Genomic DNA, 14478 nt, shown 5'->3' on the forward strand with positions numbered 1-14478 from the left:
ATGAAAAGAATATTTATAATAGCAGCATTTGCTTTGACAGCCGTTTTGGCAAAAGCACAGGAAGAAGTTAAGGTAAAACGCAAGCACAAAATAGAAATTGGTTCTGAAGGAGTTAGTGTAAGAATAGGTGTAAACGATAGTTTAGAAGCTAAGCGGAAATCTAAATATCCAAGGGTCTATTATGGAATCAACTTTGAACATTTCGACCTGGGAATGAGTAAATACCATAATGGTAGTAATTTTGACTTCCCGGATAATTATAAGTTTCTGGATCACGAGCAATGGAAAACGCACACCTTTGGATTTGATGCTTTGCAGTTTGGAGTACGCTTTAATCCTAATTTTAAGATTATGATAGCGGCAGGTCTGGATTGGAATCATATCCGATTGAAACGAAAAGATATCACTATTCTGGCAGATAATCCGGTATTGGATTATGTTGTAGACCCAACATTGGATTTGAAAAAAAACAGGTTTAGCAGCAGGTATTTACGACTTCCACTTTATTTTGAATATAGATCATATTTGTCTAATGATAAAAAATTTACGCTGGTAGGAGGGCCTGAAGTAGGTTTCCTGATAGATGGAAAGCTGAAGCAAAAATCTCAGAATGGAGACAAAACAAAGATTAAAGACAATTTTAACTTTGAGAAATTCAGATATGGAGCCAATATAAGAATGGGATATGGAGCAGCGGGTTTGTTTTTTAAATATTATTTCAACGATATTTTTGCCCGTAATCAGGCTCCCGGCTTAGAAGATTACAAAAACCTATCATTTGGGTTAACCTTCGGATTTTAATAAAACCTTAAAATCCAGATAAAAGCTTTGTATTTTATACAAGGCTTTTTTGTTTTTGTATATTTACCGCCTTTAGATATCACGGTATATGGATTCTTTCATTAAGTTTACAGATGTTCACAGAAATTACAGTCCAGAACAACATTCAGGAGTATCTGGTATTAATCTGGAAATAAAAAAAGGTGAAATTGTAAGTATTGTAGGAGAAAGCGGTAGCGGCAAAACAACGCTGCTGAAATTGATATACGGCTATCTGGTTCCGCAGGAAGGAGAGGTGACTTATTTAGGGAAGCGTATATTGGGGCCGGCAGAGAAGTTAATTCCCGGACATGATGATATGCGTATGGTAACTCAGGAAGTTACTTTAAATCTTTATGCAAGGGTTTTTGACAATATATCTGGACAACTTTCCAATACCGATCTGAAAACTAAAAAGGAGTTGACCTTGCAAACAATGGAGTTCCTGCGGATAGATCATCTGGCAAATAAAAAGATTGTGGATCTTAGTGGAGGCGAGCAGCAACGCGTAGCTATAGCCAGAGCGATAATAACAGAACCTACCGTATTGTTATTGGACGAGCCCTTTAGCCAGATAGACACCATTTTAAAAAAACAATTGAGAGATGATATTGAACGTTTATCAAAGTTTTTGAACATAACGGTGATTATGGTGTCTCACGATCCGTCAGACGCTTTATCTGTAGCAAATAAACTGGTAATTATTAAAGACGGTAAAATTGTAAGACAAGGCTGTCCTAAAGAAATATACGCTAACCCTGAAAGTGATTATGTGGCAAAGCTATTGGGCAAAGCCAATATCTTAGAAGGTTTTTCTTTTTTGGAGTCCGGGAAAATATTCGCTGCTTATCCACAAGATATAAAAATAGAATCATCAGCAAGCGGAATCTCTGTAAAAGTGAAAGCAGTACATTTTAATGGGATATACAACGAAATCACTTTTATTTTAGAAGAAAAGCAACTGATAGCCTATGATTTTGATTTTATGGAAATACAGCCTCATACAGAAGTAACCATCAGCTTTAAAAAGCTGAAACCTTTAGACAAGCTTGCTTAGTTAGGATTTTCGGAACTTCGTTTTCTTTATATTCCGTTTTCTGTGATGAATATCTTGTGCTTATATAAAATACTCAAACAAGGTTTCATCCTGATTAATCTCCTTAAAGTCGAAATTGTAATGTGCCATTCTTTTCACTAAGGATGCATAGTCTTTAGCGGTTTTTAGTTCTATTCCCACCAATGCCGGCCCTCTTTCCCTTTCGGTTTTCTTGATAAACTCAAAACGCGTAATATCATCATCCGGACCCAAAACCTCATTTACAAAAAGTTTTAAAGCCCCAGGTCTTTGTGGGAAACGGACAATAAAATAATGTTTAAGACCTTCGTATAGCAGAGAGCGTTCTTTAATTTCACCCATGCGGTCTATGTCATTATTTCCACCGCTAATAATGCAAACTACCCTTTTTCCTTTAATCTGATCTTTATAATGATCCAGACTGGCAATAGAAAGGGCACCTGCAGGTTCTACTACAATGGCATCCTCGTTATATAGTTTTAAAATTGTGGTGCATACTTTACCTTCAGGGACATTGCTTACATCATCTACAAGTTCTTTACAAGTTTCAAAATTTAGCTTACCTACACGTTTGACGGCAGCACCATCAACAAAGCGACTGATTTTTTCTAATGTAACCGGTTCGTTGGCTTCTAATGCAGCCTTCATAGAAGCCGCTTCTGCTGGTTCAATACCGGCAATAAAAACCTGCGGTTTATTCTTTTTAAGATAGAGCGAAATACCGGAAATCAGTCCTCCTCCTCCAATTGGAGCAATAACCATATCAACACCAGGAAGATCCTGTAAAATCTCAACTCCAACTGTACTTTGACCTTCTATAATGGTGGCAGAGTCAAAAGGAGGAACAAAAACCATATCATGTTTTTTTGCATAAGCTAAGGCTTCCTGCTGACAATCGTCAAAAGTATCTCCTGTTAAGATGATTTCAACTTTGTCCTTACCAAACATGTTGGTCTGGTTTATTTTCTGTTTAGGTGTAGGCTGAGGCATGAAAATAATGCCTTTAATACCTAAACGCTGACAGGAATAGGCCACTCCCTGAGCATGATTGCCAGCACTGGCGCATACCACTCCTTTTTTTGCCTGTTCCTCTGACAATGCGCTGATAAGATTATAAGCACCTCTTAACTTATAGGATCTAACAACCTGTAAATCTTCTCTTTTGAGGTAAACCTCACACTGATATCTTTCAGAAAGCCTTTGGTTATATTCCAGAGGGGTTTTCTTAACAATTCCCTTTAATCTTTCGGCTGCGGCAAATGGATTGATAGATATCATTTTACTTTAATTTGATAAGAGGGTAAATGTAGTGAAATCTAAATTTTTATAAGAAATTTTTGAACCGGGAAAGTCATGGTTTTACCGGCTCAAAAATACCAATTTATAGGTATTGATACTCAATCATGATAAGTTTAATTTTGGTTGGTACATTACTTATGAATACTTAAATAAGGAAATAATGAAAAAGTCATTTCAAAATTTTGCTTTAACGGGATGCATTCTTATACTAGCTTTTGCTTCATGTAAGAAAAACTCTCCATCGGAACCAGAAAAAGCTAAAAGTGAAACTGTAAAAGAGAACGTGGCAACAGAGCTTGCGAAAAAAACAGAGGTAGCTACGTTTGCAGAAGCATTTAAAAACATTGTATTAACAGATGATGAGGTTAACGAAGGCTTAACCATATTGGCGCCTACGAATGAGGCGCTAAAAGATTATAGGCCTCGTACAAGTTTTTCTAAAAACAGTATCAAGCTACTTGCGGATACCAATGTAGAAAAGCTTACTCAGGAACGATTGAAAGATCATATTGTTAAAGGTATTTTAACCAAAGCCGATTTTACCCACGGAAAAATATTAATAAGTTTAAGTGGTAAAGAGTTAAAAGTAACGGTAGAAGGGGATAAAATCAGCATCAATGGGGTCGAGCTTACGCTTGTTTCTTCCTCGGGGTCTCAAATGATATACACCATTCCTGAGGTATTGACAAATACAGAGTCTAAAATATATTTACCGGTGAAAATTTCATATACTATTGACGATACTATTAATGCAGGAATTACTAATATAGCCTATGTTGGAAATACCTCATTAATAGCGTCTGTTGAAGATAATATGTTTAAAGAAGAATTTGTGTATAATGAGGGTAAGATTCAAAAGGCTACTCGTTTTCAAAAAAATGGAGCAAGCTGGATTAAACGATATGATGTTAATTATGAGATTAATGGGGAAGGAGAAATCAGCAGGATGAATATAATGAGGGCAGATACACTTAATGATTACATGTTGGTTTCTTACAATTCTTCTCAAAAAGTTAGCTTGATTAAATACTATAATACTCATGCTGCTTTATCTCACAGGGAAGCTAATTATGAATATGACGTGAAAGGGAACGTTGTGAAATTTACTGATTTTTATCCGGGAGGGGATAAAGGAGTTGTAGGTTATCAATATGACAACAGAAATGGAATATTTAAACATGTTAAAAATCAAGCTTTGTTAATCAACTCTCTTTTGTCGGACGGAATTTTTTATATGGGGAATAATGTAGTCAAAAATCAGGTAGATAATCCGGGCATGATTACATTTGAAAATACCAATTATGAGTATAATGATTGGGGATATCCTGTGAAATATATAAAAAATTCTTCTACATCATCGGTTCCGGTAACAATTACTATAGAATATGATGTAAAATAATCTGACATAATCTACTAGATTAATTAGAGGTGTGTGTAAATAAAAACCGGCATTTTTGTCGGTTTTTTAATACCATTATAATTTTAAACTACTGATTATGGAGAATATCTTAACTTTAATTGAGTCTGTAACTTACAGAACTAGCTAATTTTGTGATAGCAATTCTACAAACCGTGATACATGATAGTGTTTATCAAAGCAGATCTGAGAGTTGCCTTCCGAAGAAAACCTGTTATTTCTCTTGTCTTGCCTTACAACCTCAATCTTTCGGTCTGACATTCCCGATACGTGTATTTGAATAGGAGTTTTATCCGTCTTCTATTTTTTGAAATGTTTGTCAAAACAGAAATAAATAGTTAAATTGGTACATAAGTTTATCCTCCGGGAGTTATTAAAAATCAGAGTAGTTCCATCTTTCGTTCATCCTTCGTTTGGAGATGCTTTAAAGAAGCTTTGAAGTTTTATTTATAAAAGCTCTCAGAATTAGGTGAAAGGCAATTTTTTTCTTTTCTATTTAGGCAATCTACGGATTTATGAATGCATCTTTTATGCATAAAGAGTATAGCTCTCATTACGTGCTTTATAGTTTTGGAGCAATATAGTGTTGTTTAAGCTATAGTTGTTGGAAGAGTACTTAATAATCGACACTGTATATGGGATGTGTTAGTAGGAGCAGCTGTAGGGGGATTTCTACAGAAGGCGGAATTTTGTAGTGGATGAACTCAAATAAATCACTCGGGCTGTCAGTATTTTTTGTTAATTTTTTTTATTACCTCCCCATCCCAACTATAATATTCTGTACTGTAGTTTTTACTGGCTATTTTGTATGTTCCATCTTCATTTTCTATGGGGTCATCATTTTTATCAAGTTCATATTGTATGTCTTTATTTTCGATTACAATAAGGTTTTCAATAGGAACGCCAATGTCTTTTGGATAGGGGAACACATTTAGCCTTCCGGTTTCAAGATTAAAGATGTTTTCAAAACTTCCGTCGACGACTAACATAACTTTACCATTACCAAGTTTTTTGGGAATGAATACAGTAGATGATTCATACCAACTTGATTCACCAGAACTACTTCCTTTGGCTAATAAAATTAACCTAGTCCCGGTGTCTATGATAAAATAATTTTCGGTAAGTCCTGGGCATTCTTCACTATTAGTCGTATATCTTAAAACTTTAGAAGCTGATATTAGAGTGGTGGATGAAATCTCGGTAACAGATGGCATGCTTATTAAGGGAAGTCTTAATGTTTCTATTACTTTGTTGTCCTTCAGATTAATACGATTAATAGCCACTATTCCTGATCCTAATTGAATCTTTTCTCGTACTCCTGCAACTAATTTATATCCTTTTTGTTTATTCTCAAATTCTCCAAAAACTAAATCCTGAACATCAATAAAGCCTATTCGCTTATCTTTTGTTTCTACTTTATACCATTCAATACCTTTTGATAAATTAGGACGGTTCCCAAAAATAGTCAAACGAGTAAGCACAGGGAGTTTAGCAATAGCTAAACTGTTGGTGTCCGGTTGACTATAAATATAGCATGAATCTGAAAACGTATATCTTTCGGATTTTTCCAGCAAAGCTTTATCTGTGAATTCACTCATCTGTAAAGAATCCCTTAGTTTTTTAACAGAATCTTCCGCAAAAGTATTATCTGATACAATACTTTTTGTCTGATTGTTATTACACGAAAATAGAAATAAGAATATACTGAAATGAAAAAATAAACTTAGTTTCATGCTGTTGCATTAATTATAGATAAAAGTACATTTTTCTTAACAAAAAAACCGACGCTATAAACGTCGGTTTCAATATATCAAGTCGTAACTTTAAACCTATAACTTAAAACTTACAACTCAAATTAGATATTCTCTGCTAACCAGTTACCTACTTCGCTGGTTTTATAAGCTTTGTTAGTACCTGCTAAATCTTCAGTAACAATTCCGGCAGCTAAAGATTTGTTAACTACTTCTCTAATTGCTTCTGCTTCGTCTTTTAAACCGAAAGCATCTTCGAACATCATAGCAGCAGATAAAACAGTAGCTAACGGATTAGCGATGTCTTTTCCTGCAGCTTGTGGATAAGAACCATGTATTGGCTCATACAATGATGTATGAACACCTTTAGATGCAGAAGGCATTAATCCCATAGAACCAGAAATAACAGAAGCCTCATCAGTTAAAATATCACCAAAAAGGTTTTCTGTAATCATCACATCGTAAGAGTTAGGCCATTGTACCAAACGCATAGCAACAGCATCTACAAATTCGTAAGATACTGTAACTTCCGGATAATCTTTTTCCATTGCCTGTACAGTTTCTCTCCATAGGCGAGAGCTTTCCAGTACGTTCGCTTTATCTACACAGCATAATTTTTTACCTCTGGTCATCGCTAGTTCGAAACCTAGTTTTGCCAAACGTTGAATCTCTTCTCTGGTATAAGTACAAGTATCAAAAGCAGTATTCCCATCGTCTTTTCTACCTCTTTCACCAAAATAAATACCACCGGTTAATTCACGTAAGATAATTAAGTCGGTACCTTCAATTCTTTCTCTTTTTAAAGGAGAATTGTCAATTAAAGAAGGGAAAGTGAAAGTAGGACGTACGTTTGCGAACAAACCTAATTTTTGACGCATTTTCAATAGTCCTTGTTCAGGGCGAACTTTAGCTTTAGGATCGTTATCGTATTTAGGATCGCCAATAGCACCAAAAAGTACAGCATCAGCGGCCATACAAACTTCATGTGTTTCGTCCGGATAAGGCTCTCCACAAGCATCAATTGCAGAAGCTCCTGTTAATGCTTTTGTCCAGTTAATTTCATGATTAAATTTTTTAGCAATAGCATCACAAACCTTAACTGCTTGGTCTACTACTTCCGGTCCGATACCGTCACCCGGTAAAAGGGCAATATTTAACTTCATTTTATTGTATTTATTTTATGATCAAGTGTGATACTTGGATTAAATTATATTCAACATTTTCTGTGTAGCAATAATAGCACAAACCGTTTGGTCAGAATCTAAACCTCGTGTGGTAAACGTTTTATTGTCTGTTTCCCACATTATTGTAGTTTCGCAAAGGGCATCGGAATTACTTCCAGGGGCAATCCTTACACTGTAATCTGTAAGATTAGGTAAAGTTAGCTTTTTCTTCTTATAGACCTTGTTTAATGCATTCATGAAAGCATCAAACTGACCATCACCTTGTGCGTTTTCTTCAAAAACCTCATTTTCTATGCGAACGGAAATGGTTGCAGAAGGACGTAAACCCTTAGAATGGGTTAAAACATAAGATTCAACAGTAACTTTTTCGGTATAAGAAGAGCTTTTGTCCAATACATCAGAAATAATATAGGGAAGGTCTTCTTTGGTTACAGTTTCTTTTCTGTCTCCCAATTCTATAACACGTTGCGTAACCTTTCTTAAATCTTCATCGTTTAATTTAAGGCCAAGTTCATTTAGGTTCTTCTCTATATTGGCTTTGCCAGAGGTTTTCCCAAGTGCGTACTTACGTTTTCTACCAAAACGTTCGGGTAATAAATCACTAAAGTAAAGATTCTTTTTATTGTCTCCATCGGCATGTATTCCCGCTGTTTGCGTAAATACATTATCTCCGGTAATAGGCTTATTATGAGGGATGCGAACACCAGAGAATGTTTCTACCAGTTTACTTACCTTATAAATGGAAGACTCTTTGATATTAATCTCAATTTCGGGTAAGAAATCGTGAATTACGGCAACAGCACTTTCGATTGGTGCATTTCCAGCTCTTTCACCCATTCCATTAACAGTTAAATGCAATCCGTTAACACCGCATTTAACTGCTTCCAGTATATTGGCAGTAGCTAAATCGTAATCGTTATGCGCATGAAAATCAATATGCAAATTCGGGTAGCTGATTCTTACTTTGGATATAAACTGGTTGGTTTCCCAGGGAGTTAAAATACCAAGAGTATCTGGTAACATAACCCGTTTTACGGGTTGAGTGCTTATAAAGTCAAGATATTGAAAAACGTAATCCTGCGAATTGCGCATTCCATTACTCCAATCCTCTAAATAAACATTGGTGGCAATTCCGTTTTCCTGAGCAAGTTTTATAACCTGTTCTATTTCCGAAAAATGTTGTTCCGGTGTTTTCTTTAATTGATAGATCAGATGGTTTAATGAGCCTTTTGTTAAAAGGTTTTGCACTTTTACACCTGCTTTAAGCATCCAATCAATAGACACTCCTTTATCAACAAAAGTAAGTACCTCAATTTTGTCCAGGTAATTGTTTTCCTGAGCCCATAAACAGATGTTTTTTACAGCCTCGAATTCGCCATCCGAAACTCTTGCAGAAGCAATTTCTATACGATCTACCAGAAGCTCTTCCAGCAAAAGTTTAGAAATGGTTAATTTCTCTGAAGCGGAAAATGAAACTCCTGATGTTTGTTCTCCGTCTCGGAGAGTGGTGTCCATTATTTCTATTTTCCTGTTACTCATATATGTGTTTATTGTAAACACAGAGGACGCAAAGATCACAAAGTTTTAAACTTTTCTTTGTGCTCTTTGTGTCCTTTGCGGTTAATTCAATTTCAATTAAAATGGTCTTGTTTCAGCAAAAGCTTCGATTTCAGAAGTCATGCTTTTCAAGTAATCTATATCGTCAAAACCGTTTAACATATTTCCTTTTTTGTAGCTGTTGATATCAAATTTCTCTGACTCGCCAGTTGCCAATAAAGTAATGGTTTGCTCTGGAAGGTTTACTTCTAATTCAGTTTCCGGATTATCGTAAACTACAGCGAATATTTTCTCTAAAAACTCAGGGCTGATCTGAACAGGTAATACACCAATGTTAAGACAGTTATTTTTAAAGATATCTGCAAAGAAACTGGATACTACACATCTGAAACCATAATCGTACACAGACCATGCAGCATGCTCTCTGGAAGAACCTGAACCGAAGTTTTTACCACCAACTAAGATTTTTCCCTTATAAGTGGCATCGTTTAAAACGAAATCTGCTTTAGGAGTGTCGTCTGAATTGTATCTCCAGTCACGGAAAAGGTTGTCACCAAACCCAACTCTTTCTGTTGCTTTTAAGAAACGAGCAGGAATAATTTGATCGGTATCCACATTCTCGATAGGAAGAGGAACCGCTGTACTTGTTAATATATTGAATTTATCGTAAGCCATTTTTTTTAGCCTCACCCCAACCCCTTTCCTAAAGAGAGGGGCTTATAAAGGGTATTTAATGTTTGTAATTATATTATTTACGTTTGCTGCTTTTGCTTTAAGCCTATTGCTTTCTGCTTCAATTCAGCTTAAATTAAAGTTCTCGGATCTGTAACTTTTCCAGTAACAGCAGCAGCAGCAGCTACTAAAGGACTAGCTAACATAGTTCTGGAACCAGGACCTTGTCTTCCTTCAAAGTTTCTGTTAGAAGTACTTACTGCGTATTTTCCAGCAGGTACTTTATCATCGTTCATGGCCAAACAAGCAGAACAACCAGGCTGACGTAATACAAATCCAGCTTCTGTTAAGATATCTAAAATACCTTCTTCTTTAATTTGGGCTTCTACGATATGTGATCCGGGAACTAACCATGCAGTAACATTATCAGCTTTTTGTCTTCCTTTTACAATAGAAGCAAAAGCTCTGAAATCTTCGATTCTACCATTTGTACAGCTTCCAACGAAAACATAATCTACTTGTTTACCTATCATAGTATCACCTTCGTTGAAACCCATATAGTTTAGAGATTTCTCATAAGTAGCTACGCCGCCTTCAACTTGTTCTGCATTTGGAACAGACTCAGAGATACCAATTCCCATTCCCGGGTTAGTACCGTAGGTAATCATGGGCTCAATATCAGAACCTGCATAAGTATGTTCGATATCAAAAACTGCATCTGCATCAGTTTTCAATGTTTTCCAATACTCCATTGCTTTGTCCCAAGCTGCTCCTTTAGGCGTAAACTCGCGATCTTTGATATAATTAAATGTTGTTTCGTCAGGAGCAATCATACCACCACGAGCACCCATTTCTATGCTTAGGTTACACACAGTCATACGGCCTTCCATACTCATTTTTTCGAAAACTTCACCTGCATACTCTACAAAGTATCCTGTAGCACCAGAGGTGGTTAATTTAGAAATGATGTATAAAGCAACGTCTTTTGGTGTAACGCCTTTATTCAGACCTCCAGTGATGTTGATCCTCATTTTCTTAGGTTTTGGTTGCATAATACATTGCGTAGTCAAAACCATTTCCACTTCTGAAGTACCTATACCGAAAGCGATAGCTCCGAAAGCACCATGAGTAGAAGTATGAGAGTCTCCACAAACGATTGTAGCGCCAGGCTGCGTAATTCCATACTCGGGACCTACAACGTGAACGATACCATTTTTTTGGTGTCCTAATCCCCAGTGGCTAATGCCATAATGGTTCGCATTTTCTTCCAACGCTTTTAATTGGTTAGCAGAAAGTGGATCTGCAACCGGTAAGTGCTGGTTAATTGTTGGCGTATTGTGGTCTGCGGTAGCAAACGTACGTTTAGGATAAAGTACAGAGTTTCCTCTGTTTTTTAAACCTAAGAAAGCTACCGGACTCGTTACTTCGTGTATTAAATGTCTGTCAATGAAAAGAACATCTGGTCCTCCTTCAATTTTACGAACCACGTGGCTGTCCCACACTTTGTCGAATAACGTATTGCTCATCTTTATGTTGTGTTTTCTTTTTTTACTGATTAAATAAACTTATTTACTGCATCTAAATACGCTTGCGCCGATGCTTGTACAATATCTGTATGGAAACCATAGCCTATGTACGTTTTTTCGTTATAAACTAAAGTCATGGTTACTTTACAGTTGTCATTACTTCCGCCGTGGATAGAGTCGATATGCAATTCTTTTAAGTTGATATCTTTTCCGATGATGGCATTTACCGCATTGATAGTGGCATTTACCGGTCCGTTTCCTGTTGCAGAAGCTTCTTTTACCTCGTTTTTATACTCAATCTGAATGGTTGAAGTAGGTACCAAAGGATGTCCGCATTGTACTTGTAATAGTTTAATGTGGATGCCATCTTTATAATTGTTATCTCCTTCACCCATCAACGACAATAAGTCGTCATCATTAATCTCTTTCTTTTTATCTGCTAAAATTAAGAATCTTTCGTAAACTTCTTCTAAATTAATCTTATCTGCTACATATCCTAAACGCTCTAAATGGTGTTTTAATGCATGACGGCCACTTCTTGCTGTCAATATGATTTCAGATTGATCAATACCCACATCTTCCGGATTGATAATTTCGTAATTCTCTCTAAACTTTAATACACCGTCCTGATGGATACCTGAGCTGTGTGCAAATGCATTTTTACCTACAATAGCTTTGTTAGGTTGTACAGGCATACGCATCATCCGGCTAACCATAGCGCTTAACTGTGCAAACTTTTTGCTGTTAATATTGGTGTATTTACCCAAAGAGCTGTGTGTTTTTAGTACCATGGCTACTTCTTCTAAAGAAGTGTTACCCGCTCTTTCTCCAATACCGTTAATGGTACACTCTACCTGTCTTGCACCATTCATGATACCGGCAATAGAGTTGGCCGTTGCCAAACCTAAATCGTTATGGCAATGCACCGAAATAATAGCCTGATCAATGTTTTTAACGTTTTCCATTAAATACTTGATTTTAGCACCATATTGGTCTGGTAAACAGTATCCGTTGGTATCCGGAATATTAACTACTGTGGCACCGGCAGCAATTACAGCCTCTACCATTTTTGCCAGATATTCTATGTCTGCTCTTCCCGCATCTTCTGCATAAAACTCAACGTCTTCAACAAACTTTTTAGCATATTTTACTGCGTCAGACGCTCTTTGCAGAATGTCTTCTCTTGTACTGTTAAATTTGTATTTAATATGCATATCAGAAGAACCTATACCAGTATGTATTCTAGGTCTTTTAGCATATTTTAAAGCCTCCGCAGCTGCATCTATATCTTTTGTGTTAGCTCTTGTAAGCGCACAAATGATAGGATCTTTTACTGCTTTTGATAGTTCTACAACACTTTGGAAATCACCAGGGCTTGAAATGGGAAATCCAGCTTCAATAACATCAACACCCAGTAACTCAAGTTCTTTAGCAATCTCAATCTTCTCGTTCGTTGTTAACTGGCAACCAGGTACTTGCTCTCCATCTCTAAGAGTGGTGTCAAATACATAAATGCGGTTCGGATCGTGTATCATATTTTCTTCTATTTTTTAGAGGCCTAAGCCTAGTTTTACTTTTTTGGTGGAAGGATTGTATTGTCATCCCTCTTTGTATCTGAAAGCCGATTACTCGACTGTTGATTTCAATTTTAATTTAATAACCGAAGCTTTAAGCATCTTCAGCAAAAATGTTGATGTCTTCAATTATTTTTACATGACCTTTATCTAACAAAATCCTTTTTTCAAGTGTATTGGGTAATGCCGATTCGTAATGTCCCACGTAAATCAATGTCATTCCGTTACTACATAACTCATCTACCAACTGGTTGAAATATTTAGTTTGTTGTTGATCTAATCCCTGACAAGGTTCATCCAGAATTAATAATTCAGGATTTTTGATAATTGTTCTGGCTAATAATACCAATCGTTGTTTACCTAATGGCAGTGTGCTCAGGGTTTCATTTTTGATATCGGTTAGGCCAAAGTAATTAACCAAATCGTCAACCTGTTTAGCTTTGCTATAAGGCAATTCCAGCTTTAGTCCAAAGTTATCGTAAAGACCGGAAGCGACGGTTTGCCAAACAGTAGAAGAGGTGTCGAAATACCAATGAAGTTCAGGAGAAATAAGACCTATACGTTGTTTAATGTCCCAAATACTTTCTCCGCTGCCTCTTCTGTTGCCAAAAAGATAAAGTTCGTTAGCGTAGGCTTGTGGGTGATCTCCATTTACTAAGCTTAATAAAGTAGATTTACCCGAACCATTATGACCTTGTAAAAGCCATCTTTCACCTTTGTTAACTTCCCAGTTTATGTTTTTTAAAACCTGTTTTTCACCGTAGCTGATATTGATATTAACCATATTTACAATGCTATCTGATGAATAATCAGGAGAAACCTTTAAGAAGTCGGGCATCTCTCTTAAAGTTTGATTTGTTTCTGATTGCAACTCTTGTAGAGAACTAACTTCTGTGATTTTGCCATTTTCTAATAATGCAAAACGATTAATGGCAGCAGGAAGCTCGCTATCGTTACAAATCAATATCAAATTTACACCATCTGCTACAATCTCGTCTAAAAGCTGATTTAAGCTTTTACGGGAGTTTACATCTAATCCGGTATAAGGTTGATCGATAATTAAAAGCTGTGGTTTAAGCCACAATGCTTTTATCAGTTGAAGCTTTTTATGTTCTCCGCTTGATAATTCTATCAATTGGGTGTTTCTTTGAGCAGAGTAGCCCAAAGCATTGATTATTTTTTCTGCTTCTGCAAAATCTAAATTATTCTCTTTACCGAAAAGTTTTAAATCCGCTTCAACAGTTAATGTTTCTTTAACCTGTAAACTGGTATAGCGTTGTTGGTAATAGAAATTAGCAACACCTTCTACATTTTTAAATTGATACCAGCTTTCTACATAAAGTACCTGTGCCGGATGTTTGCTATTGCTATCAAAGTTAATCGCTATGTCTCCGGGTGCATTTTGTAAGCCGGCAATTATTTTAGCTAAAGAGGTTTTTCCACTCCCGCTAATGCCATTTAATAACCAATTGTCTCCACGATTTATGGACCAATTCAAATCCTTTAACACAATTTTGCTTTTGTATTTTAGATTCAAGTTTTGGATATAGACGACTGGTTCAGACATTTTAATTTTGTTTTAGCCTCACCCCAACCCTCTCCGA

Annotated in this window: 11 protein-coding genes; 3 read left to right on the forward strand and 8 right to left on the reverse strand. The window is 36.2% G+C overall.

Annotated elements, in window-relative coordinates; translation table 11 throughout:
* Window positions 1–801, forward strand: a complete 801-nt coding sequence (locus ACFSAH_RS01660; protein ID WP_379660945.1) for an outer membrane beta-barrel protein — start codon at window positions 1–3, stop codon at window positions 799–801.
* Between the two features lie 88 nt (window positions 802–889).
* Window positions 890–1876 carry an ABC transporter ATP-binding protein gene (locus tag ACFSAH_RS01665; protein ID WP_379660946.1) on the forward strand — a complete coding sequence of 329 codons (987 nt, stop codon included), beginning with the start codon at window positions 890–892 and terminating at the stop codon, window positions 1874–1876.
* A 60-nt stretch (window positions 1877–1936) separates the two neighbouring features.
* Here ACFSAH_RS01665 and ilvA read toward each other — a convergent pair whose 3' ends face one another.
* Window positions 1937–3172: a threonine ammonia-lyase IlvA gene (gene ilvA / locus ACFSAH_RS01670; RefSeq protein WP_379660947.1), complete on the reverse strand. Its 1236-nt coding sequence runs from the start codon at window positions 3170–3172 to the stop codon at window positions 1937–1939.
* 181 nt (window positions 3173–3353) lie between these two features.
* Here ilvA and ACFSAH_RS01675 point away from each other — a divergent pair, with 181 nt between their 5' ends.
* A complete protein-coding gene (locus tag ACFSAH_RS01675) occupies window positions 3354–4592 on the forward strand; it encodes a fasciclin domain-containing protein (protein WP_379660948.1) in 1239 nt (412 codons plus the stop codon).
* Between the two features lie 743 nt (window positions 4593–5335).
* On the opposite strand, the gene ACFSAH_RS01680 is transcribed toward ACFSAH_RS01675, so the two are convergent.
* From ACFSAH_RS01680 to ACFSAH_RS01710, 7 genes are all read right to left on the reverse strand, one after another.
* A complete protein-coding gene (locus ACFSAH_RS01680) occupies window positions 5336–6343 on the reverse strand; it encodes an SH3 domain-containing protein (protein WP_379660949.1) in 1008 nt (335 codons plus the stop codon).
* Between the two features lie 122 nt (window positions 6344–6465).
* Window positions 6466–7524 (reverse strand): 3-isopropylmalate dehydrogenase, encoded by a 1059-nt coding sequence (gene leuB / locus ACFSAH_RS01685; protein ID WP_379660950.1) that lies wholly within the window; start codon window positions 7522–7524, stop codon window positions 6466–6468.
* A gap of 39 nt (window positions 7525–7563) precedes the next feature.
* Entirely contained in the window at window positions 7564–9084 is a 1521-nt protein-coding gene (locus tag ACFSAH_RS01690; protein ID WP_379660951.1) for an alpha-isopropylmalate synthase regulatory domain-containing protein, read from the reverse strand.
* Between the two features lie 96 nt (window positions 9085–9180).
* Window positions 9181–9777 carry a 3-isopropylmalate dehydratase small subunit gene (gene leuD, locus ACFSAH_RS01695; protein WP_379660952.1) on the reverse strand — a complete coding sequence of 199 codons (597 nt, stop codon included), beginning with the start codon at window positions 9775–9777 and terminating at the stop codon, window positions 9181–9183.
* Window positions 9778–9905: 128 nt separating this feature from the next.
* On the reverse strand, window positions 9906–11300 hold the full coding sequence (gene leuC / locus ACFSAH_RS01700) for a 3-isopropylmalate dehydratase large subunit (RefSeq protein WP_379660953.1): 1395 nt from the start codon (window positions 11298–11300) through the stop codon (window positions 9906–9908).
* 29 nt (window positions 11301–11329) lie between these two features.
* Window positions 11330–12835, reverse strand: a complete 1506-nt coding sequence (locus ACFSAH_RS01705; protein WP_379660954.1) for a 2-isopropylmalate synthase — start codon at window positions 12833–12835, stop codon at window positions 11330–11332.
* A 133-nt stretch (window positions 12836–12968) separates the two neighbouring features.
* Window positions 12969–14441 carry an ATP-binding cassette domain-containing protein gene (locus ACFSAH_RS01710; RefSeq protein ID WP_379660955.1) on the reverse strand — a complete coding sequence of 491 codons (1473 nt, stop codon included), beginning with the start codon at window positions 14439–14441 and terminating at the stop codon, window positions 12969–12971.
* Between the last annotated feature and the right edge of the window lie 37 nt (window positions 14442–14478).

The sequence above is a fragment of the Pseudopedobacter beijingensis genome (assembly GCF_042678145.1).
GTDB lineage: Bacteria > Bacteroidota > Bacteroidia > Sphingobacteriales > Sphingobacteriaceae > Pseudopedobacter > Pseudopedobacter beijingensis.

Excerpts from the sequence above, each read along its gene's own strand:
- ACFSAH_RS01660 (WP_379660945.1), top strand. The coding sequence starts at position 1 with ATGAAAAGAATATTTATAATAGCAGCATTTGCTTTGACAGCCGTTTTG.
- ACFSAH_RS01665 (WP_379660946.1), top strand. The coding sequence starts at position 890 with ATGGATTCTTTCATTAAGTTTACAGATGTTCACAGAAATTACAGTCCA.
- ilvA (WP_379660947.1), bottom strand. The coding sequence starts at position 3,172 with ATGATATCTATCAATCCATTTGCCGCAGCCGAAAGATTAAAGGGAATT.
- ACFSAH_RS01675 (WP_379660948.1), top strand. The coding sequence starts at position 3,354 with ATGAAAAAGTCATTTCAAAATTTTGCTTTAACGGGATGCATTCTTATA.
- ACFSAH_RS01680 (WP_379660949.1), bottom strand. The coding sequence starts at position 6,343 with ATGAAACTAAGTTTATTTTTTCATTTCAGTATATTCTTATTTCTATTT.
- leuB (WP_379660950.1), bottom strand. The coding sequence starts at position 7,524 with ATGAAGTTAAATATTGCCCTTTTACCGGGTGACGGTATCGGACCGGAA.
- ACFSAH_RS01690 (WP_379660951.1), bottom strand. The coding sequence starts at position 9,084 with ATGAGTAACAGGAAAATAGAAATAATGGACACCACTCTCCGAGACGGA.
- leuD (WP_379660952.1), bottom strand. The coding sequence starts at position 9,777 with ATGGCTTACGATAAATTCAATATATTAACAAGTACAGCGGTTCCTCTT.
- leuC (WP_379660953.1), bottom strand. The coding sequence starts at position 11,300 with ATGAGCAATACGTTATTCGACAAAGTGTGGGACAGCCACGTGGTTCGT.
- ACFSAH_RS01705 (WP_379660954.1), bottom strand. The coding sequence starts at position 12,835 with ATGATACACGATCCGAACCGCATTTATGTATTTGACACCACTCTTAGA.
- ACFSAH_RS01710 (WP_379660955.1), bottom strand. The coding sequence starts at position 14,441 with ATGTCTGAACCAGTCGTCTATATCCAAAACTTGAATCTAAAATACAAA.